The 18,837-nt window shown below is 66.8% G+C and carries 17 protein-coding genes; 9 read left to right on the top strand and 8 right to left on the bottom strand.

Annotated features, from left to right (window positions below; all coding sequences use genetic code 11):
- Window positions 1-105 precede the first annotated feature (105 nt).
- Window positions 106-696, top strand: coding sequence for a hypothetical protein (locus QNM97_RS21845; protein ID WP_283820305.1), 591 nt, complete (start codon window positions 106-108; stop codon window positions 694-696).
- On the opposite strand, the gene QNM97_RS21840 is transcribed toward QNM97_RS21845, so the two are convergent.
- Window positions 676-1,323 (bottom strand): TetR/AcrR family transcriptional regulator, encoded by a 648-nt coding sequence (locus QNM97_RS21840; RefSeq protein WP_283820304.1) that lies wholly within the window; start codon window positions 1,321-1,323, stop codon window positions 676-678. The two genes, QNM97_RS21845 and QNM97_RS21840, sit on opposite strands and share 21 nt — an antisense overlap.
- Before the next feature lie 73 nt (window positions 1,324-1,396).
- Between QNM97_RS21840 and QNM97_RS21835 the strand changes: the two genes are divergently transcribed.
- Together QNM97_RS21835 and QNM97_RS21830 are read left to right on the top strand one after the other, a co-directional pair.
- The gene (locus QNM97_RS21835; protein ID WP_283820303.1) at window positions 1,397-1,699 is read left to right on the top strand and encodes an NADPH-dependent FMN reductase; all 303 of its coding nucleotides are present in this window, start codon (window positions 1,397-1,399) and stop codon (window positions 1,697-1,699) included.
- Window positions 1,700-1,776: 77 nt separating this feature from the next.
- The gene (locus QNM97_RS21830; protein ID WP_283820302.1) at window positions 1,777-3,129 is read left to right on the top strand and encodes a DHA2 family efflux MFS transporter permease subunit; all 1,353 of its coding nucleotides are present in this window, start codon (window positions 1,777-1,779) and stop codon (window positions 3,127-3,129) included.
- 68 nt (window positions 3,130-3,197) lie between these two features.
- On the opposite strand, the gene dprE2 is transcribed toward QNM97_RS21830, so the two are convergent.
- The 4 genes from dprE2 to QNM97_RS21810 are packed head-to-tail and all read right to left on the bottom strand — an operon-like array spanning window position 3,198 to window position 8,327.
- Window positions 3,198-3,959 carry a decaprenylphospho-beta-D-erythro-pentofuranosid-2-ulose 2-reductase gene (gene dprE2, locus QNM97_RS21825; protein WP_283820301.1) on the bottom strand — a complete coding sequence of 254 codons (762 nt, stop codon included), beginning with the start codon at window positions 3,957-3,959 and terminating at the stop codon, window positions 3,198-3,200.
- 54 nt (window positions 3,960-4,013) lie between these two features.
- Entirely contained in the window at window positions 4,014-5,456 is a 1,443-nt protein-coding gene (gene dprE1 / locus QNM97_RS21820; protein ID WP_006369265.1) for a decaprenylphosphoryl-beta-D-ribose oxidase, read from the bottom strand.
- 60 nt (window positions 5,457-5,516) lie between these two features.
- A complete protein-coding gene (locus QNM97_RS21815) occupies window positions 5,517-7,109 on the bottom strand; it encodes a phytoene desaturase family protein (protein ID WP_283820300.1) in 1,593 nt (530 codons plus the stop codon).
- A gap of 6 nt (window positions 7,110-7,115) precedes the next feature.
- Entirely contained in the window at window positions 7,116-8,327 is a 1,212-nt protein-coding gene (locus tag QNM97_RS21810) for an alpha/beta hydrolase family protein (RefSeq protein WP_283820299.1), read from the bottom strand.
- Between the two features lie 130 nt (window positions 8,328-8,457).
- Between QNM97_RS21810 and QNM97_RS21805 the strand changes: the two genes are divergently transcribed.
- The 5 genes from QNM97_RS21805 (at window position 8,458) to QNM97_RS21785 (ending at window position 14,742) form a co-directional block, all read left to right on the top strand.
- The gene (locus tag QNM97_RS21805) at window positions 8,458-9,288 is read left to right on the top strand and encodes an aldo/keto reductase (RefSeq protein ID WP_283820298.1); all 831 of its coding nucleotides are present in this window, start codon (window positions 8,458-8,460) and stop codon (window positions 9,286-9,288) included.
- Window positions 9,289-9,322: 34 nt separating this feature from the next.
- The gene (locus QNM97_RS21800) at window positions 9,323-9,847 is read left to right on the top strand and encodes a GtrA family protein (RefSeq protein WP_283820297.1); all 525 of its coding nucleotides are present in this window, start codon (window positions 9,323-9,325) and stop codon (window positions 9,845-9,847) included.
- Window positions 9,844-11,259 carry a phytoene desaturase family protein gene (locus QNM97_RS21795; RefSeq protein WP_283820296.1) on the top strand — a complete coding sequence of 472 codons (1,416 nt, stop codon included), beginning with the start codon at window positions 9,844-9,846 and terminating at the stop codon, window positions 11,257-11,259. The genes QNM97_RS21800 and QNM97_RS21795 overlap by 4 nt, the downstream gene beginning before the upstream one ends.
- A gap of 146 nt (window positions 11,260-11,405) precedes the next feature.
- A complete protein-coding gene (locus QNM97_RS21790; RefSeq protein ID WP_283820295.1) occupies window positions 11,406-13,232 on the top strand; it encodes a glycosyltransferase in 1,827 nt (608 codons plus the stop codon).
- The gene (locus QNM97_RS21785) at window positions 13,198-14,742 is read left to right on the top strand and encodes a glycosyltransferase family 39 protein (protein ID WP_283820294.1); all 1,545 of its coding nucleotides are present in this window, start codon (window positions 13,198-13,200) and stop codon (window positions 14,740-14,742) included. Before QNM97_RS21790 ends, QNM97_RS21785 begins: the two co-directional genes overlap by 35 nt.
- Before the next feature lie 269 nt (window positions 14,743-15,011).
- Here QNM97_RS21785 and QNM97_RS21780 read toward each other — a convergent pair whose 3' ends face one another.
- Together QNM97_RS21780 and QNM97_RS21775 are read right to left on the bottom strand one after the other, a co-directional pair.
- A complete protein-coding gene (locus tag QNM97_RS21780) occupies window positions 15,012-16,301 on the bottom strand; it encodes an HNH endonuclease (RefSeq protein WP_283820293.1) in 1,290 nt (429 codons plus the stop codon).
- Window positions 16,302-16,505: 204 nt separating this feature from the next.
- Entirely contained in the window at window positions 16,506-17,390 is an 885-nt protein-coding gene (locus QNM97_RS21775) for an alpha/beta fold hydrolase (protein ID WP_283820292.1), read from the bottom strand.
- 67 nt (window positions 17,391-17,457) lie between these two features.
- On the opposite strand from QNM97_RS21775, the gene QNM97_RS21770 reads away from it, so the two are divergent.
- Complete coding sequence (locus QNM97_RS21770) at window positions 17,458-17,934, top strand: MarR family winged helix-turn-helix transcriptional regulator (RefSeq protein WP_283820291.1); 477 nt, start codon at window positions 17,458-17,460, stop codon at window positions 17,932-17,934.
- Between the two features lie 9 nt (window positions 17,935-17,943).
- On the opposite strand, the gene QNM97_RS21765 is transcribed toward QNM97_RS21770, so the two are convergent.
- Window positions 17,944-18,822 (bottom strand): TIGR03619 family F420-dependent LLM class oxidoreductase, encoded by an 879-nt coding sequence (locus QNM97_RS21765; RefSeq protein WP_283820290.1) that lies wholly within the window; start codon window positions 18,820-18,822, stop codon window positions 17,944-17,946.
- Window positions 18,823-18,837: the final 15 nt, after the last annotated feature.

The raw sequence follows: 18,837 nt of genomic DNA, 5'->3' as shown, positions 1-18,837 counted from the left end.
ACGGTAACCGGCCTGGTCATGACGGCGATCACATCCTTGTCCGCAACTTTGCTCGGCTAAGGAATGGGGTTCGTCATGCGCCACCGTTGGGTGTGGGTAGGAGTCGTGGCCGCTGTGGCGGCCTTGCCGCTGGTGACCGGGTGCGCCGACACCGGCACCGGGTCGTCGGCGTCGAGTGTGGTCACCGTGACCGCGACACAGACCACGCGTGCGTCGGCACCGGTGTCCGGCACCGTCGCGACGAGCATCATCGCTACCAGTCCGGTCGAGACCACCACCGGGGACGCGCTGGCGTCTCCCGTCGGCACTCGACCGCCGACCACCAACCCCCTGCCGCCCGGCCACGGTATCGGTGCGTCGGCCTACCTCGGTGCCTGGCAGCGTCACGAGAGTTCGTTGACGTTCAACGGCGACCACACCACCGGGTCGGTGTTCTTGGGTGCCAACGCCATCGACGGCGAGAAATGGGGATTCACCTGGACCATCGACCGGGGCGTGATCACCGCGACGTTCACCGGGTTGATCGAGAGGTCGGGCGACGGCGTCGGCGGTATGGCCACCGGCCAGACGTTCACCGCAACGCCGACAGTCGATTCCGCGGGCACGGAGATCCTCGTCACGACAGGTCTCGGCGAAACCGGTTCGGAGTTGACGTGGTGCCGGTCAGGCCACGGATCACCCGGCTGCGGCGCCTGATCGCGCAGACGGCTGTGTCTCACCCGGCGGCCGAGCGGCGTAGGCGGCGAGGAACGTGCGGACCCCGGCACGGATGACGGTGTCCGGGTCGCCCGGACCGCGGACTGCCGGGAGTTCCTGCACGCTCCCGGCGGTGAGCATGATTAGCTGCAGCGCGGCGATCTCGGCGTCGTCGATGACGAACATGCCTGCGTCGGCATGACGCCGCAGTTGCCCGGCGATCGCGTGTCGGACCCGCAACGGCCCGGCGTCACGCCAGGCGCGCAACGTCTCCGGCGCGATGTGCGCGGCGTCGGCGTTGATCTGCCGCACCATCGCGAAATGGGTCTCCACCGCGGGATCCGTCGTCGACCAATGCCGACCGAAGGCGATCAGATCTGCTTCCGGCTCGACGATCCGGCCCAGGAGGCGGTCGGCCGTGGCGATCTGCAGTTCGGCAACCCGTGTGGCGCTATCCAGGATCACCGCTTTGAACAGTGATTCCTTGTCGCCGTACTGGTTGTAGATGGTCCTCGTCGAGACCCCGGACTCGGCTGCGAGGTCGGTGATGCTCGCGCGGCTGTACCCGTCACGGGCGAAGACCCGTAGCGCCCCGTCGAGAAGCGCCCGTTGCTTGTCTGCTCGCATCCGAACATGGTCCCACCAACCAAACGTGCAATCAACATTGCACTAAGTGCAATGATCGTTGTACTTTGAGCTCATGACACCTTCACCTTCCACACAGCAGTCGGACTCGGAACGGCTACGCCTGGCGGTTCTCGTCGGGAGCACGCGCCCGGGACGACGGTCGTATCTGGTCGCCGAATGGGCGGCGCATCTCGCCCGCGAGGCTCTGGCCGGTCGGGCCGACGTGTCGATCATCGACATCGCCGACTTCGACCTGCCCCTGCTCGACGAGCCGCAACCCGGCGAGCGGCGCGTCCACCGCTTCGAGCGCATGCTCGACGAACTCGTGCAGTGGTCGGCGGCCCTGCGCCCGTTGCGTGCGTCGGTGCCGACATGAGGCGTGTATCAGCTCGTGCCACAACGCGTTCCGATCCTCGTCTCGACCGGCGAACGAGGCGGCTGTGCGGGGTGATCGTGCTCGGCGCGTTCGCCACCGGACTCGATGTGTCGGTGGTCAACGTCGGCCTGACCGACATCGGCGCCGATCTCGAAGCGCCGCTGTCGCAGACACAGTGGGTCGCGACCGCCTACCTTCTGGCGCTGGCACTCTCGTTGCCGTTGGCCGGGTGGCTGGGTCGTCGCTACGGCACCGGCGTGATCTGGCTGCACGCTCTCGCCGCCTTCACGGTGGCATCGGCGTTGTGCGCCATGGCGCCAGGTATCGGGCTGCTCATCGCCGCGAGAGTGCTGCAGGGGCTTGCCGGTGGGGTGCTGATTCCCGCGGGTCAAACGATCCTCGGACAGGCGGTCGGGCCCGAACGGCTCGGCCGCGTGATGGGTGCCCTGGGGATCGTGGTGGGGGCCGCACCGGCCCTTGGCCCGTTCGTGGGTGGGCTGATCCTGACGGGATTGTCGTGGCACTGGTTGTTCGTGATCAACCTCCCGATCGGCGTGGTCGGGGTTGTGTTGGGGCGCAGGATGATTCCTCGTGGAGTAGCCGATCCGGCGGTTCGGCTGCACCGGTCCGGGGTGATTCTCGCGACGGCGGGTCTGCCCTTGGTGATGTTCGGGATGACGCAGTGGGGCGACGCCGGGAAGCTCACGCCGCTCATCGGCGCCGCGCTCGGCGCCGGGGTGGTGATCCTGGTGGCCTTCGTCGTCGTCAGCCGCCGCGCCGAGAATCCGTTGATGGATCTGTCGCTCTACGGCGTGCGGGGCTTCCGGGTGGGCAGCGTCGCCGCGTTGTTCTCCGGTGCGCTGGTCTTCGGCAGCGGACTGGTGTTCACGCTGTACTTCCAACTGGCCCGAGACCTCGATGCGTTGGCCACGGGACTCAACCTGCTCGGCGCCGCGCTGGCGACCGCGGTGTGCGCGCCGTTCACCGGTCGCTGGATCGATCGATACGGCCCCGGGCCGGTCGCGCTGGCCGGCGGATTCCTTGCGATGGTCGGCAGTGGCGCGTTGATGGTGTTGCCCACGACCGCGCCGCTGGTCGTCGTGCAGCCCCTGCTGGTCGTACTCGGTGCGGCCGTCTCGCTCACCGCGATGCCGGCCGGGGTTGCCGCGTACAAGGCGGTGCGCACCGATCAGCTTGCCGACGGGGTCACGCAGGTCAACGTGTTGCAACGGGTGGGGGGTTCGTTCGGCGGAGCGATCTTCGCCGTGCTCATCGCGACGCGAGTAGCCGACCCGCAGAACGCATTTCAGGTTGCCTTCGGCGCCCTGCTGGCGGTATCGGGCTGTGCCGCGGTGACAGGCTGGTGGATGATGCGGGCCACCGCGACCCGGGCGAGCGCAGACGTAGCAGAACGTTCGCCCATGGCGTGACCTTCTGCTACATCTACGTGCCGGTCGACGACAACCACACCGGCAGGACAACTACACCGGCAGGACAGCTACACCGGCAGCTTGCGGAACACCTTCCGCGGCACATGGCGCAGCCCCATCATGATGAACCGGAACGGACCCGGCACCCAGATGATCTCCTTGTGGGCATCGACGCCGGCGACGACGGCACGCGCGACGTCCTCCTTGTTGACCGTGAGCGGAGCCTCGGCGACGTTCGCCGACAGCCGCGTGCGGACCTGGCCCGGGCGGACGACCAGCACGTGGGCGCCCGACGGGGCGAGTGCCTCACCGAGACCGAGGTAGAACCCGTCGAGTCCGGCCTTGGACGAGCCGTAGAGGAAATTGGAGCGCCGAACCCGTTCGCCGGCAACTGAACTCATGGCGACGATCTGGCCGTGGCCTTGCTGCTTGAACTTCTCGCCGAGTAGGACGCCGACGCTGACGGCGGCGGTGTAGTTGATCGTCACCTCGGTGACGGCCTTCTTGTGGTCCTGCCAGACGGCCTCGTCGTCGAACTGCACGCCCGCGGCCACGATCGCCAGGTCGATGTCGCCGCCGGCGAAGGCCTTCTCGATGACCTCGGGGTGGGTCTCGGGCTTCAGGGCGTCGAAGTCGATCACCTCGACCTCGGTGGCGCCGGCCGACTTGACGGTGGTGACGGCGGCGTCGGCGGCCGGGTCGCCGGGCACCACGGCCAGGACGACGCGTGCCGGGCCGCGCTTGAGGAATTCACCCGCGATCGCCAGTCCGATCTCGGAACTGCCGCCGAGGACGAGGATGGATTGCGGTGCGCCAACGGCGTTGAACATGAACGAATCTCTCTGGTGTCGACAGCTCCGGAAAGCTGTTGTGGGGGAGTGGGATCAGGCGAGTTCGAGGCGGCGCGCCATGTCGGACATGAACACGCCGTTCGGGTCGATCGCCCGCCGCGTCGCGATCCACGAATCGATCTCGGGATACATCTTGTGGAAGCTCTCGGCCGAGGTCCGCGAATCCTTGGCGGTGTAGAGGCGTCCGCCCATCTCCATCACGCGGCGGTCGAGGTCGTTGAGGAACTCGGCGAGCCCCTTGCGCAGCGGGAAGTCGAGGCAGACGTTCCAGCCCCGGAACGGGAAGCTCAGCGGTGCGCGGTTGCCGTCGCCGAACAGCTTGATCACGTTGAGGAAGCTGACGTGCCCCGACGCCTGGATGTCGGTGATGATCTTCTTGAACTCGGCCTCGTTGCCCGTGGGCACGATGAATTGGTACTGGGTGAAGCCACCGCCCCGCGGGTAGCCGCCGCCGCGACCGTAGGCGTTGTTCCACTCCGCGATCAGATCCAGCGGGTGATAGAACTGCGGCAGGCTCTCGATGATGTTGCGCTTGTTGGAGCCGAGCCGGTAGTAGAACTCTCCCACCAGCGAGAAGTCGAGCTTGTTGTCGAGGTAGCGCGGGAAGATGTTCGGCAGGGTGATCAGCGGCTTCGCGTCGAACCGGAGCGGGTCTTTCTTCAGCTTCGCGGGCAGATCGTCGACCTTCGCGAGGTTGCCTCTGCTGAAGGTGCCGCGGCCCAGCTTCGGTGGGCCGCTGATGGTGTCGAACCAGCCCGACGCGTACTCGAAGCCGTCCTCGTAGCGCTGCCCGAGATGCAGGTCGATCGTCTCGTCGAGGCTGTTGGTGGTGAAGGTGTCGGCGAGGAAGTATGCGGTTTCGGTGCGCTTGAGCGCGATCTTGGCGCGGAGCACGATGCCGGTGAGCCCGATTCCGCCGACCGTGGCCCAGAAGAGCGAACCGTCGGGATCGTCGGGGGAACCGTCCGGCGTGATCACGAGGACCCGCCCGTCGGCAACGAGTAGATGCATCTCGACGACGGTGTTCCCGAAGCTACCGGTGACGTGGTGACTCTTGCCGTGGATGTCATGCGCGATGGCACCACCGATGGTCACCTGTCGGGTCCCCGGCATCACCGGCACCCAGAAGCCACGTGGCACGACCACCTTCATCAGGTGATCGATCGACAATCCGGCGTCGACGTCGACGATCCCGGTCTCCTCGTCGAGGGAGTGGATGCGCGTCAGCGGCGTCATGTCGATGGTCAGGCCGCCGGAGTTCTGGCCCGACTCGTTGTAGGAGCGGCCGAGCCCGCGGGCGATCACGCCACGCTTGAGGTAGTCGGGTTTGTCGGCGTTGTCGTCGGCGACCCGGGCCACTGCCTCGGCGATGACCTCGGGATACGGCGTCGAGAGGACATGCCCTTCGATGGGTGTGGTGCGCGACCATCCGACCAGCGTGCGGGTCGTGATCGGCAGCAATTCTTCAGTAGACATCGGGGTAGAGAGTACCCGCCCGCGCCGACGGGCCGGGCGGGTCGGCGGGGACGGAGTGCCTCACCAGCCCAGTACGGCCGCCGCGGCATTGCGTCCCGGAATGCCGCTGACCCCGCCACCGCGGCGGGCCCCGGCGCCGCACAGCAGCAGCCGCGGGTGCCGTGTTTCCACGCCCCAGGTGCCGACGCCGGCGTCCTCAGGTGCCCACGGCCACTGCAGCGAGCGGTGGAAGATGTTGCCGCCGGGCAAGCCCACGGCATCCTCGAGATCCAGGGGCGTCTTGGCCTCGATGCAGGCGTTGCCGTGGACGTCGGTCGCGATGACCGAGGCAATGGGCTCGGCGAGAACCGAATCCAAGGACGCCAGGGTGGCCTCGACGGCGTGGGTCGTCGCGCCGGGCGCGGCGAACACCTCGGGCGGCATGTGCAGGCCGAAGAGGGTCAGGGTGTGTTTGCCGGCGAGATCGGCGCCCAGGATCGACGTGTCCGACAGTGTGTGGCAATAGATTTCGCAGGGCGGTACCTTGGGTACCTCGCCGCGGCGGGCCTGCGCCCAGGCGGTGTGGAGTTGCTCGTAGGACTCGTTGATGTGGAAGGTGCCCGCGAACGCGGCCCGCGGGTCGACGTTCGGGTCCCGCAACTCCGGCAGCCGGTCGAGCAACAGATTGATCTTGAGCTGGGCGCCGCGCGGCGCGTGCTCGGTGTCGACGGGGTCGTCGAGCATGGTGTTGAGGACCACGGGCGCGCACGCCGCGTGCACCATCGAGCCACGCACCCGACCGATGCGTTGCCGATGACCGCCGGCCTCGGTGGCGCTCGCCTCGGTGCGCACGAACTCGACGGTCCCGTCGGCCGGGTCGACGCCGACCACCCGGCAGTTCGTGTGGATCACCGCGCCGGCGGCCAGCGTCGCCTGATACAGCGCTCCCGACACGGCGCCCATCCCGCCGACCGGGACGTCCCAGTCGCCGGTTCCGCCACCGATGAGGTGGTAGAGGAAACAAATGTTCTGCTGCAGGGAGGGGTCGTGCAGGTCGGCGAAGGTACCGATCAGCCCGTCGGTCGCGACGATCCCGCGCACCACGTCGTCGTCGAAGTACCGCTCGATGAGCTCGCCGAGCGGCCGGGTGGTGAGCAACTCCCACATCTCGGCGAGGGAGGAGTCCCCGTCGGTCACGTGCGCGCGTATCTGGTCGGCCGAGCGCAGCGGCTCGATGAGGGTGGGGAACAGGCGCCGCGCGATTTCACCCATCCGCTCGTACACCCATTGCCACGCCCCGAATTCGGTGTCGCTGCCGGTGATGCGGGCGAAGGCGGCGGCGGTGGCCTGCTCGTCGGCGGTGTCGACGAGCAGACCGTGCGCGGGATTCGACGGCAGCGGCGTGTACGACGAGTAGCGTCGCCGGATCAGTTCGACGTCGAGGTCGAGGTCGGCGATGACCTCCCGCGGCAACAGCGACACCAGGTAGGAGTAGCGCGAAAGCCGTGCTGCGACACCGGGAAACGCCATCGCCGAGACGGCCGCGCCGCCCACGTGGTCGGCGGCCTCGAGGACCAGCACCGACCGGCCCGCCCGAGCCAGGTAGGCGGCCGCGGTCAGCCCGTTGTGCCCGGCGCCGATGATGACGTCGTCGTAGGTCGCCGTGGCGGTCATGATGGGCTACTTCATGATTCGCGCGACGAACGGGGTGGAGTCGGGCATCGAGGCGAGCACGGTCCCCGAGTGATCCTGGGTCGGGTAGACGTGGAAGTCGACGGGCTGGCCCGCGGCGACCATCTGCGCGTACAACGACAACGCCGACGGTGCGGGTACATCGGTGTCGAGGAGTCCCTGCCCGAGGAAGATCGGCCGGTCGTACCCCGAGAACGGGGTGCCCATGTAGTCGGTCAGTGCTGCACGCACATTCGGGATCGACGAGACCGGCTTGGCGAGGAACTCGCCGAGCGTGACGCCCTGGACCACCGGCTGCATCTCCGCGTAGCAGAGCGTGCGTGCCTTGGCGACGATTTGCCGGCCCCGCGGGGTGAGGATGCCCGGCACGTTCACGTCGGGGCGGGCATCGGCGAAGCCGGCGAGGATGTAGGCGGTGTAGACGTTCAGCGAGGTCGGCAGGGCAACCGGTGCCGGCGCGCCCAGCGCCACGATCTGCTCGATGTTGGCCGGGGTGCCGGTGGCCACCACACCGCGATAGTCCAGGCCGCTGCCCGCCGAGAGTGCCGTCGCCCGGCGTGCGGCGTTGAGTGCGGCGCCGGCCCCTTGCGACTGGCCGACGATCGCCCACTTCTTGGCCAGCGGCAGATCCATCTGCTGCGCCGCGCGGACCGAGTCGACCACCGACTGGGCCTCCGCGGTCCCGCTCAGGTAGTTCATGAAGCCCGGTGTGCCGAGGCCGACGTAGTCGGTGGCGACGATCGCATATCCCTGATCGAGCCAGTGGCCCAGGTATGTGGCGTCGCGGTCACTGTGCGGCAGCACCGACGGCGCGCAGTTGTCGCCGAGGCCGGTGGTCCCGTGCGCCCATGCGATCACCGGATACCCGCCCGCCGGTGCGGGACGCTTCGGCAGGAGCACCTCACCGGAGCTGACCGCCGGGCGTCCGTGGATGTCACGCGTCGAGTACAGGACGCGGTAGGCGCGACCGGCCGCCGGGATGCTCACCGACGATGCCAACGGCACCTGCGTGATCAGCGCGCCGGGCGCACCGATCGGTCCGGAGTAGCCGGTGGCGTCGAGTCCGGAGGTGACCGGGGCGGGGGTGGCGTCGTCGTCGGCGTGGGCCGGACCGGTGGCCAGCGCCGGCAAAGAGATCAGCGTGGCGATGGCGACGGAGGCGAGGGTGAGACGGCGAGTGCGCGGGAGACGGCGGAACATGGATCGAACCTATCGCCATCGGTTCCCCGCCGTGGCGGCTTGGTCTCGAAGTGGTCGGGCCGTCTCGAACTGGTAGGGCCGTCTGGAAGTTGTCGGGCGCCGCCACCGCTTTGCCCCATATCCTGGGCAGGTGGACATACCGTCGGTCACCCTCGCGTCCGGATTCGCGTTGCCGCTGGTCGGCCTCGGCACCTTCGACATGCTCGGAATGCCGTGCGCTCAGGCGGTTTCGCACGCGCTCGATTCCGGCTACCGCCTACTCGACACCGCGTCGCGCTACTCCAACGAGCTCAGCGTGGGCATGGGGATCGAGGAGTCGCGGATCGACCGCTCCGAGGTGATCGTGCAAACCAAGCTCGGTGGCGGCGACCAGGGATTCGACGAGGCGATCACTGCTGCCAAGGAGAGTGCGCGTCGGCTCGGGGTGTCCTGGATCGACGTCTACCTGATCCACTGGCCGTGCCCGAGTCTGGGCCGGATGGTCGACTCCTGGAAAGCCCTGCTCACACTGGCCGACGAGGGGTTCATCCGGGTGCCCGGCGTCTCCAACTTCCGGGAACACCACCTGCAGGCGCTCTACGACGAGACCGGGCGGTGGCCCGAGGTGAACCAGATCCAGTGCTCGCCCGCGCTGGCTCGCGGTGATCTGCGACAGTTCATGCAGGACAAGGGAATCCATGCGCAGGCGTGGCATCCGACCGGGCGTAAGGAGGGCATGCTCGGCGACGCCACGATCATCCGACTGGCCCGCAAATACGGCAAGTCGCCCACCCAGATCGCGTTGCGGTGGGCGGTGCAGCAGGAGATCGGCGTGGTGCCCAAGTCCTCGCACAAGGGCCGTCAGCTCGAGAACATCGATCTGTTCGACTTCGAGCTCGACGCGAGTGACCTCACCGATCTCGAAGGACTCGACCGCGGTGAGGGCGCAGCGCGCAACTCCGACATCGAAGAGGAGTTCTGAACGGGTGCGGTATCGGAGGGTCTAGGGTGGCAGCGTGCCAGACCCCATCCCCGGTGAGCCGAACGGCCCGCACGAGACGAGCCCGCACGAGATCGGGCACGACGATTTCGCGACCCGACATGCGCCGATGGTCCCTGAGCTGCCGCTCGACGATCAGGAGGCGTCCACCAACGTCCCGCTGGCGACGCAGATCTTCCGGTTCATCGTCACCGGCGTCGGTTCGGGCATCCTCGACTTCGGTCTGACCGCGATCCTGCAGTACGGGCTCGGGGTGCCGGCCGGATTCGCCAAGGCGGTCGGCTTCGTCTGCGGCACCACCACCGCCTACATCTTCAATCGGCGCTGGACCTTCCGCGCCGAACCCAGCATGGCCCGCTTCGTCGCCGTCGCCGTGCTCTATTGCGTGACGTTCGTCGTCAACGTCGGCGTCTACACCTTCTTGTCGCATCAGTGGCCGGAGAAGCTGCTCTACAGCCTGCTCGCCTACGTCATCGCGCAGGGCCTGGCGACGATCATCAACTTCATCGTTCAGCACGCGGTGATCTTCAAGATCAAATGACCCGTGCGGTCGTCGTCGGTTCGGGCCCGAACGGGCTGGCCGCCGCCGTTCGCCTGGCGCAGGCCGGGCTCGACGTCGAGGTGCTCGAGGCGGCCGCGGACATCGGCGGCGGAACCCGCAGCAGCGAGCTGATGCGGCCGGGTGTCCTGCACGACCACTGCTCGGCGTTCCATCCGCTCGGGGTGGCGTCGCCGTTTCTCGCGTCGTTGCCGCTGGAGCGGTACGGGCTGCGGTGGCGGTGGCCGGAGATCGACTGCGCCCATCCCCTCGACGACGGCACCGCCGGACTGCTGTACCGCGATCTCGACGCGACCGCGCGGGCGCTCGGAGTCGACGGCGCGCGGTGGAAGGCGCTGTTCGGCCCGCTCGCGGCGCGGATGGACGACGTCGCCTCGGAGATCCTCCGGCCCGTCGCGCACCTGCCACGGCATCCGCTGGTCCTCGCACGCACGGGCCTGCGGGTGCTGCCGCCCGCGACGGTCCTGGCGCGCTTCCTACGCACCCCGCAGGCGCGTGCGCTGCTCACCGGGATGGCCGCGCACGGCTTCACCCGGCTCGACCGGCCGGGGTCGTCGGCGGCCGGCGTCATGCTCGTGGCCGCCGGGCATCGCCACGGGTGGCCGGTCGCGCAGGGCGGCTCCTCGTCGATTACGGCGGCGCTGGCGGCACTGCTCGGTGATCTCGGTGGCCACGTCCGTACCGGGGTGCACGTGCGTGATCGCGCCGATCTCGCCGACGCCGACGTCGTGGTGCTCGACGTGTTGCCGGAGGCCGCCGCGCAGATCCTCGGCGATGCGATGCCCCGTCGGCTACGCCGCACGTTCGGGCGCCGACGGCCCCGTGCGGCGGCATTCAAGGTCGATTACGTGATCGACGGTGAGGTCGGCTGGGCCGCACCCGGCTGCGAGCGTGCGGGCACGGTGCACCTCGGCGGGAGCCACACCGAGATCGCCGACGCCGAACGACAGGTGCTCGCCGGGAGGATGCCGCAACGGCCGTTCACACTGGTCGGGCAGCAGTGGCTCGCCGACCCGGGCCGCGCCGACGGCACGTTGCGTCCGTTGTGGGCGTACGCCCATGTGCCCGCCGGATACGACGGGCCGGCGGCCGAGGCGATCACCGCGCAGATCGAGCGATTCGCGCCGGGTTTCGCCGATCGCATCGTCGACATGCACGTCACCTCACCGGCCCAACTGGCACAGGACAATCCGAACCACGTAGGCGGTGACATCGGAGGCGGACCGAATGATCTGCTGCACCTCGTGGCGCGACCTCGGGTCACGGTGCGGCCGTACGGTACCGGCGTTCGCGGTGTCTATCTGTGCTCGTCGTCGACCCCGCCGGGCGGTGGGGTGCACGGCATGTGCGGGTTTCACGCTGCCGGAGCGGCGCTTGCCGATCTCGACCGGTAACGGTGGGTGGTCAGGGCCGCGATGAACAGTACGTGGCAGCAACGGACATGTCGTGTCGGGCGCGTCGCTGATGGTTCGCTGTGAGCTAGTCTCGGTTCGGGTTGGGGTGACCGCAACTCGCCACGTCCACCGACTATTGAGGGCCGATGCAGCAGGAAATTGACCGGATGTTGGTACAGCGAACCCTGTTCGCGGGGCCGAATCCCCGTGTGGTTCCGGGGATGTACGTCGACGCCAATGCCGCGTTGGTCCGCTCGGATCGGACCACGGTCCGTATGGAGCCCGGTGCGATCCTCAGTACCAACACGTATTTCGGCCGTTTCGCCGCAAGCTACTGGCAGCGCTACACGACGATCTCTTCGGTCCGACTCGAGTTCGATCACGAGTGCGCACCCGATGCGCAGCTGCGAGTGGAGATCAAGGCCTCCGATCCCAGTGGTCGATGGCGTCCGATCGACGCCGTCGAGGTGACCGGTCGTGGCCGGGCAGTCCTCGATCTCGACGTTCGGCGCTTCGTCGACGGTGGCGCAATCTGGTTCGACGCCACCGCAATTGGCGGTGGCGCGCGGATTTCGGAGGTGACGTGGTCGGTGCCCCGGCCGCAGCGCAACCGGCTGATGTCGGTGGTGATGTGCACGCACAACCGTCCCGCTGACGCCATCTCCACGCTGCTGACCCTGGCCTCGGACCCGGTGGCGCTGGACCTGATCGACTCGGTGTACGTCGTCGACCAGGGCACCGCTCGCGTCGACGCCCACGACGATTTTTCGAAGGTCAAAGACGTTCTGGGACCACGCCTGCAGTACCTGATCCAGCCGAATCTCGGTGGCGCAGGCGGATTCAATCGCGGCATTCACGAGCTGACGAAATCCGGCGAGTGTGAGACCGACATCGTCGTCATGGACGACGACATCCTCTGCGAGCCGGAGTCGGTGGTGCGCCTGTCGGCCCTGGCCAACAATGCGTCCCGCCCGGTCATCGTCGGAGCGCAGATGCTGTTGTTGTCGGAGACCTATCGCGTGCACATGACCAGCGAGTGGGAGGCCCTCGACGAGCTCAAGGCCGGAACTCCCGGTGCTTTCGGCAAGTCGGGGCTCAACGCGTTGAAGAAGCACCAGGATGCGCGCAGCGACGCCGGCTGGAACGGCTGGTGGACGTGTCTGCTGCCGGCCGAGGCTGTCGTGGCCGCGGGGCTGTCGTTGCCGCTGTTCTTCCAATGGGACGACATCGAATTCGGAATCCGGGCCCGCAAGGCCGGGTTCGCGACGGTGACGTTGCCCAATGCCGGTGTGTGGCATGCCGACTTCCACCTGAAGGATTACGACGACTGGTCGCGATACTTCAGCTGGCGTAACGCGCTGATCGTCGCCTCGATCCATGGGCGGTTCGATCCGACGGAGGTCGCCACCACCGTCGCCCGCGAGATCACCGGGCACATCGTCTCGATGCAGTACGGGCTGGCCGAGACGTTTCTGCTCGCGGTGCGCGACTTCATGTCCGGCCCGTCGATACTGGCCGACGGTGGACGCACCAAACTCGCCGAACTCTCGGAGCTGCGCTCGCATTATCCCGACACGGTGCGCCACGAAGCCGTCGAAGGGTTGGTCGGCGACCCGCGGATCGTCACCAGAGGCCATGAACCGCAGGACAACAAGCTCGATCAGGTGATGGTCAAGCGGGTGGTGCAGCAGGTGCTCGGTCGTGTCGGCGGTGGGCGCGTCGCGATTCCGGCACACAGTGCCCGCTGGTGGCATGTCGGTCTGTTCGCCGAGGCGATCGTCACCGACGCGTCGCAGACCGGTGTCCGAATCAGACGCCGCGACAAGCAGATTGCGGTGCGACAGCTACGCGAGCTCACCTCGCTGTGTCTGGAACTGCGTAAGAACGCACCCGCGCTGGCCGCGCAATGGCAGGCGGCGCTGCCGGAACTCACCAGTCATGAGAACTGGCAACGACTCTTCGACGGCGACTGAGCCGCCACGGACCGACCGGCGACGATTGCTCGTCGCCTGCTCGGTCGTCGGTGTGGTCGGCGTGCTGCTCTCGGCACTGGGTTCGTGGCGTCCGTCGTTCTGGTACGACGAGGCGGCGACCGTCTCCTCGGTCGATCGCAGTTACACACAACTGTTCTCGCTCGTGCACCACACCGACGGTGTGCACGCCCTGTACTACCTTCTGCTCAAACCGTGGACGGCGATCTTCGGGTTGTCGGAGTTCTCGGTGCGCTTTCCGTCGGCGATCGCGATCGGTGCGGCCGCCGCGGCGATGGTCATGCTCGCGAACCGGTTGTGGGATCTGCCCTTCGGGGTGATGGCCGGTCTGATGCTCCTCACCGTCCCCCGGGTGATGTGGGCGGGCAGCGAGGCCCGGTCCTACGCCGGCACACTGTTCTTGGCGGTCGTGCTGACCTGGCTGCTGATCGTCGCCGCCGACCGCGGGCGATGGTGGTGGTTGGGCTACGGGCTCGTCGCGATCGTCGCTGTGGTGTGGTTCTTTCTCGCTATCACCCTGCTTCTGGCCCATGCCGCGTACCTGTTGCTGAGGCAGCGCAACGCATTTCGTGGCTTCGCCGTCACAGTGATCGCCGTGGTGATCGTCGTGTCACCGTTCGCCTGGTGGGTCCACGGTCAGCGTGCGCAGATCTCGTGGATTCCGGAGATGTCGATGCAGCGGGTCGTGACCTACGCCCTGTGGGAGTTCTTCGTCGGGTCGTGGCCGTATCTCATCGTCGCCGGTGTGGTGGTGGCGGTTGCGCTCGTCGCGGCGGTGTTGACGTGGTCGGTCGAGCGCGCCGGGCTGTGCGTGCTCGCTTGGTGTTGGCTGTTGATTCCGGCAGTGCTGGTCTTCGCCATCTCGTGGACCGGGACCCAGTTGTATGCCCCCCGATATCTGGTGTTCACGGTTCCTGCGCTGGCCCTTCTGCTGGCGTGGTCGGCGACGACGGTGGCCCGCGAGAACCGGTGGATCACCGTGGTCGTGCTGGTGGCGCTCGCAGCTGCCGCAACTCCGGAGTACCTGGCTCAGCGTGGCCCGTACGGCCGTATGGGCGGCACCGACTTCTCCGCCGTGGGCGACTACATAGGTGAGCATGCCGCCCCGGGGGATTGCGTCGCCTTCGACGGGGCGCCGTCATGGAGTCCGGAGTCGCAGCGGGTGGTGTTGCAGACCAAGCCGGATGATTTCGTCGGACTCCACGACATCGGACCGAAAATCGATGCCGCGCAGTCGGGCCGACTGTGGGATGTCCCGAAACCGGTGTCGGCGTACCGAGGCTTCGCGCGCGGCTGCGACGTCGTGTGGGTGGTGACCGACGGCGAACGTTCACGAATGTCGGTGCTCTACCCCGGCGGCATGTCGGATTGGTTCTTCCAACCATTTCATTTCACCAACTCGGCACTCTACCGGGAGATCTCGGCCGCCGGACTCCACATCACCGGCCGCGCACAGTTCAACCACTCCCAGGTCGTACGGATGCAACGCTGAGCGGGTTGAACGCTCGGCCGGTCTCGAGGCTCGCCGCACGCGGCTCACACCTCGACCATCGGGGGGACCGTTCCCACCCGGCGCGGGAATGCTCCAGCCTTCCATCCCGGTGGTCGAGGTGCCGAGGAGCGCCAGCGACGAGCCTCGAGGCCCCTTGTGCCGACGGGATTCCGGGCCACGGGCACGACGTACCTCGACCATCGGGAGGGGATTTCTCTATGGAATTCTCAAACAACAGATGCGGTCCCGGCCAGGCCGGGTGCAGGGAATCAGGCTGCGGCGTCGTCGAGCCGCATGGTGCGGCGGTGATACGACGGCACTGGCCGTCGTTTCGGATCCACGCTGGCGGGTGGGATCAGCCAGGGGTGTCGGTCGAATCCCATGATGATGTCCCACCCGTGGTGGTGCACATCGTCGTGACAACTGCTGCAGAGGAGGCATCCGTTGTCGAGGTCGGTGGGACCGCCATCGGCCCAGTGGTGCACGTGGTGTGCTTGGCAGCGTCCGGCGTGTGTTCCGCATTTGATGCACCCGCGATCCCGCACCACCAACGCTTTGCGTTGTCCGGGGGTGAAGAAGCGTTTCTCTTGACCAACACTGAGCGGTACCCCATTGGGGTCGAGCATGATCTTGGTGATCGTGGTGTCACACGACAGCATCCGCGCGGTGGCTTCGGTGATCGCACCCATGTTCTGCAACTCGCCGCCGACGGCCGGGTTGTCGGCCGACCATGTCCACAACAGGCCGTTGGTCGGTTTGGCGGAGAAGGTGGTGTCCGCAAGTCCTTGTGCCGCGAGTTCGACGATCGTTTCGAACGCAGCGGCACAGATCTGCTCGGGCGTCCGCGGATCCGGGGACCCATCGGGCTGAGGCTTGGGAGCCGACAAGGTTTCCATCAGGGTGCGGGTCTTTTCGCCGGCGATGATGTCGAGGTTCGCCGAGATCTCCAACCGTCCGTCGTCGGTGATGCGGTCGGTGTAGGAGTTGATCGTCTTGTCCTCGGCGGCCGGTAACCCGCCAGGTGTGTCGGCCGCCAACTCGTTCCCCAACTGCCGCGCGTAGAGGTTGATCTCGGCGGGGGTGAATCCGGCGAAGTAGTGCGACAGGAGTTTCCGCAGAAACTCGCAGCGTTGGACGGTGTCGAGGGGTTCGGGGGAGCGGGTGTCGATGTGGGCCAGTCCGCGGACGATGGCGTCGGTGTGTTCGGAGGAGATGGATCCGTCCGCGGCATGTGTCAACAACAGATCGATATCGGTGGTGCCGGCGACCCGCACATACCGCGAAGCGACCGAGGGTGCGAAACCCATGCTGATCAACAGCTCCCGCAGTCGGGTGGTTTTGTGGTCGGCGACGCCCAGTCGGTCCAGTTCGCCGGTGAGGGTGGTGGCGTGGTGATCAACGAGGTTCCGCAACAACAGGACTTGTTTCATCGCGCCGAAAGCCTGCGGGCCGGTCATGTCCGGACTCCATTGCAGGTCACTGAGTCGGGTGACGATGTCGGCGAAGACCGCCTCGGCGTCAACATCTTTGACGTCGAGAGTTGTGGTGGTGTCGATCATGGGCCCCTCCCCAGTGGCTGATCGGTGCGATGCCTCCATGGTACTCGAACATATGCAGTAGGGCAAGGGTGTTCGACAGATCTGTGCAGGGAAAGATGCTTGTGGACAACGGGATTGAGTGCTCGGCCCAACTGGAATTCATGTCGGTGGGGTGTGATAGAGGCTTGTCGGCATTCGAGTTGCATCGGTTCGACGCTCGGTGGGTCACCCGCCGGCGAACTGGGTGCATGCGGAAGCGAGCACTGTGGTGACGGCCGGTTGCGGCAGCATGGGAAGTGAGTGGTGAGTGGCCCCATCGATGATGTCAATCTGACAGTGCGGCAGAGAGTCTCGTGCCGAGGCTGCGATCTTGCCGACGTCATGGACTCTGCTGCCTGCCGCGAGGATCACCGACACCGGCACCGCCAACTCGGCCAGCGCCGCCGCCTTCGGTCGGCGCGGGACGCGTGGTCGAGTGGAGGGGAAGTGTGCGGCGCCGATCGCCGACAATTCGAGCCATTGATGATCCAACGCGGCACCGCCGGTCTCCCATTCGAGAAACGTCCGCTGCCGAGAGCGACTCGGCCGCAGCAGAATCGGTACTGCGTGGGCGAGGTATTGCATCCGCATTGGTCCAAAACATGAATTGGGGTCGAGCAGCACCAGTCCGCTCACCTGTTCTGGATGCCTGAGCGCAAAGCCCAGGGCGACCATCGCGCCGTAGGAGTGGCCGACGAGGATCGGACGGTCTGCGCGCAGAGAAGCCAGCGTCGTTTGGAGCCACTCGAGAACATCGTCGACCGACCGGATGCGGTCGCGTCCAGGGACGGATAGCCCGGGGTCTCCGATGAAGTCCGCTGCGTGGCAACGCCGATGCGCGCCCAGGGGTTCGGCGACGGTGAACCATTCCGTCAGTGTCGCACCGGCTCCTGGCAGCAGCACGAGATCCGTGCCGGTGCCGCGGCCCCATGATGTCGTGTGAGTCGTGCCGAATCGGGACGGCAGATCGGCGTCTGTGGCGTCTGTCGGCCAGTGCTCACGTAGGGCTTGGTAGAGGCCCAAGAACTCGCGACCAGCGGGGGTTGAAGCGAACGCGTGGCCGTCAGCCATGACAGTCCTCTCGAAGATCGTGTAAGTTGATCATCAAGGTAATTGATCGATGAGGTACTGTCGAGCGATGCGCCGCGACGACAACCTCGACGATTCGCGACCGGAGTATCGGCTCATTCGTGAGTTGCGCGCGTTGACGGTCGAATTGGACCTGTTCGGTGCGCAATTCGCGAAGTCCGAAGGGCTTCACGCCACCGATCTGCGAGCGTTGATCGTCCTGCTGGAGGCCGAACGCGATGATGAGGCGGTAACGCCGGCGGTGCTCGGTCGTACCCTGGGTGGACTCAACTCGGCGACAGTGACCGCAATTCTCGATCGGCTCGAACGACGCGGGATGGTCGTGCGAACGCCGGATCGCGACGACCGTCGCCGAGTCCTCGTCGAGGTGACCGAGCACGCGCGAACTGTTGGTAGAGGTTTTTTCGGTCCGCTGATCGTCCCGGCGGTGGAGGCGCTGGAGGACTATGGTCAAGCCGAACTGCGGCTCATCGAGCGCTTTCTCGACGATATGACGCGAATCGTCACCGACGTGCGGAAGAAGTGATCGCTGCCCTCAGCCGTTGACCTTGGCGATCACGTTGTCGGCGTACCAGTTCAGGTGATCGAGCTTCTTCTGTAGGGGCTCGGTGTCGTCGCCGATGATGTAGGGCAACCGGAAGCCGACGATGACATCGGTGATGCCTTTGTCCTCCAGGCGTTTACAGCCATCGACGGTATAGGCGTCGAGCGAGATGACGTGGATCTCGAAGGGGTCGTTAAGTTTTCCCTCGGCCTTGCGGATGTCGGTGATCTTGTCGAGCAGGGCGTCGAGTTCCTCGGGCGGCCCACCGCCATGCATCCAGCCGTCGCCGCGGACCACCGCTCGGCGCAGCGCCGCGTCGGCATGACCGCCGACGAGTAGGGGAATCGGTTCGGTCGGAGCAGGTGCCATCTTGATCTTCGGGAAGTCGTAGAACTCGCCGTGGAACTCGAAGTACTCCCCGGAGGTGAGCCCACGGAAGATGTCCATGCATTCGTCCATACGCTTTCCGCGCCTGCGGAAGTCGACCCCCATGAAGTCGTAGTCCTCGGGCCAGGGGCTCGTGCCGACCCCGAGCGCGAGCCGGTTGTTGGTCAGGTACGCAACCGAACTCGCCTGTTTGGCGACGAGGGCCGGCGGGCGGACCGGCAGCTTGAGCACGAACGGTGTGAAGCGAATCGTCGAGGTGACCGCTCCCAGGGCGGCCGCCTCGATGAAGGTCTCGATGAACGCCTTGCCCTCAAGGAACTCTCGATTGCCGTCGGGCGTGTACGGATAGGTCGCGTCGGACTCTTCGGGATAGGCGAGTGAGTCCGGAATCGTGAACCCCGCATATCCCGCTGCCTCGGCGGCTTGCGCGAGCGGCGCGTAGTAGGCCGGATCGGTCATCGCCTCGGCGAAGGTGAAACGCATGCTCTACTCCCGGAT

The sequence above is a fragment of the Gordonia sp. L191 genome (assembly GCF_030077625.1).
In the GTDB taxonomy this organism is placed as follows: Bacteria; Actinomycetota; Actinomycetes; order Mycobacteriales; family Mycobacteriaceae; genus Gordonia; species Gordonia polyisoprenivorans_A.
This window is presented reverse-complemented; position numbering and strand designations above follow the sequence as displayed.

Bases quoted from the DNA above. Each gene is read 5' to 3' on its own strand.
- dprE2 (WP_283820301.1), bottom strand. From the start codon at position 3,959: ATGTTCAACGCCGTTGGCGCACCGCAATCCATCCTCGTCCTCGGCGGC.
- QNM97_RS21785 (WP_283820294.1), top strand. From the start codon at position 13,198: ATGAGAACTGGCAACGACTCTTCGACGGCGACTGAGCCGCCACGGACC.
- QNM97_RS21810 (WP_283820299.1), bottom strand. From the start codon at position 8,327: ATGTTCCGCCGTCTCCCGCGCACTCGCCGTCTCACCCTCGCCTCCGTC.
- QNM97_RS21835 (WP_283820303.1), top strand. From the start codon at position 1,397: ATGACACCTTCACCTTCCACACAGCAGTCGGACTCGGAACGGCTACGC.
- QNM97_RS21770 (WP_283820291.1), top strand. From the start codon at position 17,458: ATGCGCCGCGACGACAACCTCGACGATTCGCGACCGGAGTATCGGCTC.
- QNM97_RS21780 (WP_283820293.1), bottom strand. From the start codon at position 16,301: ATGATCGACACCACCACAACTCTCGACGTCAAAGATGTTGACGCCGAG.
- QNM97_RS21840 (WP_283820304.1), bottom strand. From the start codon at position 1,323: ATGCGAGCAGACAAGCAACGGGCGCTTCTCGACGGGGCGCTACGGGTC.
- QNM97_RS21765 (WP_283820290.1), bottom strand. From the start codon at position 18,822: ATGCGTTTCACCTTCGCCGAGGCGATGACCGATCCGGCCTACTACGCG.
- QNM97_RS21815 (WP_283820300.1), bottom strand. From the start codon at position 7,109: ATGACCGCCACGGCGACCTACGACGACGTCATCATCGGCGCCGGGCAC.
- QNM97_RS21790 (WP_283820295.1), top strand. From the start codon at position 11,406: ATGCAGCAGGAAATTGACCGGATGTTGGTACAGCGAACCCTGTTCGCG.
- QNM97_RS21795 (WP_283820296.1), top strand. From the start codon at position 9,844: ATGACCCGTGCGGTCGTCGTCGGTTCGGGCCCGAACGGGCTGGCCGCC.
- QNM97_RS21775 (WP_283820292.1), bottom strand. From the start codon at position 17,390: ATGGCTGACGGCCACGCGTTCGCTTCAACCCCCGCTGGTCGCGAGTTC.
- dprE1 (WP_006369265.1), bottom strand. From the start codon at position 5,456: ATGTCTACTGAAGAATTGCTGCCGATCACGACCCGCACGCTGGTCGGA.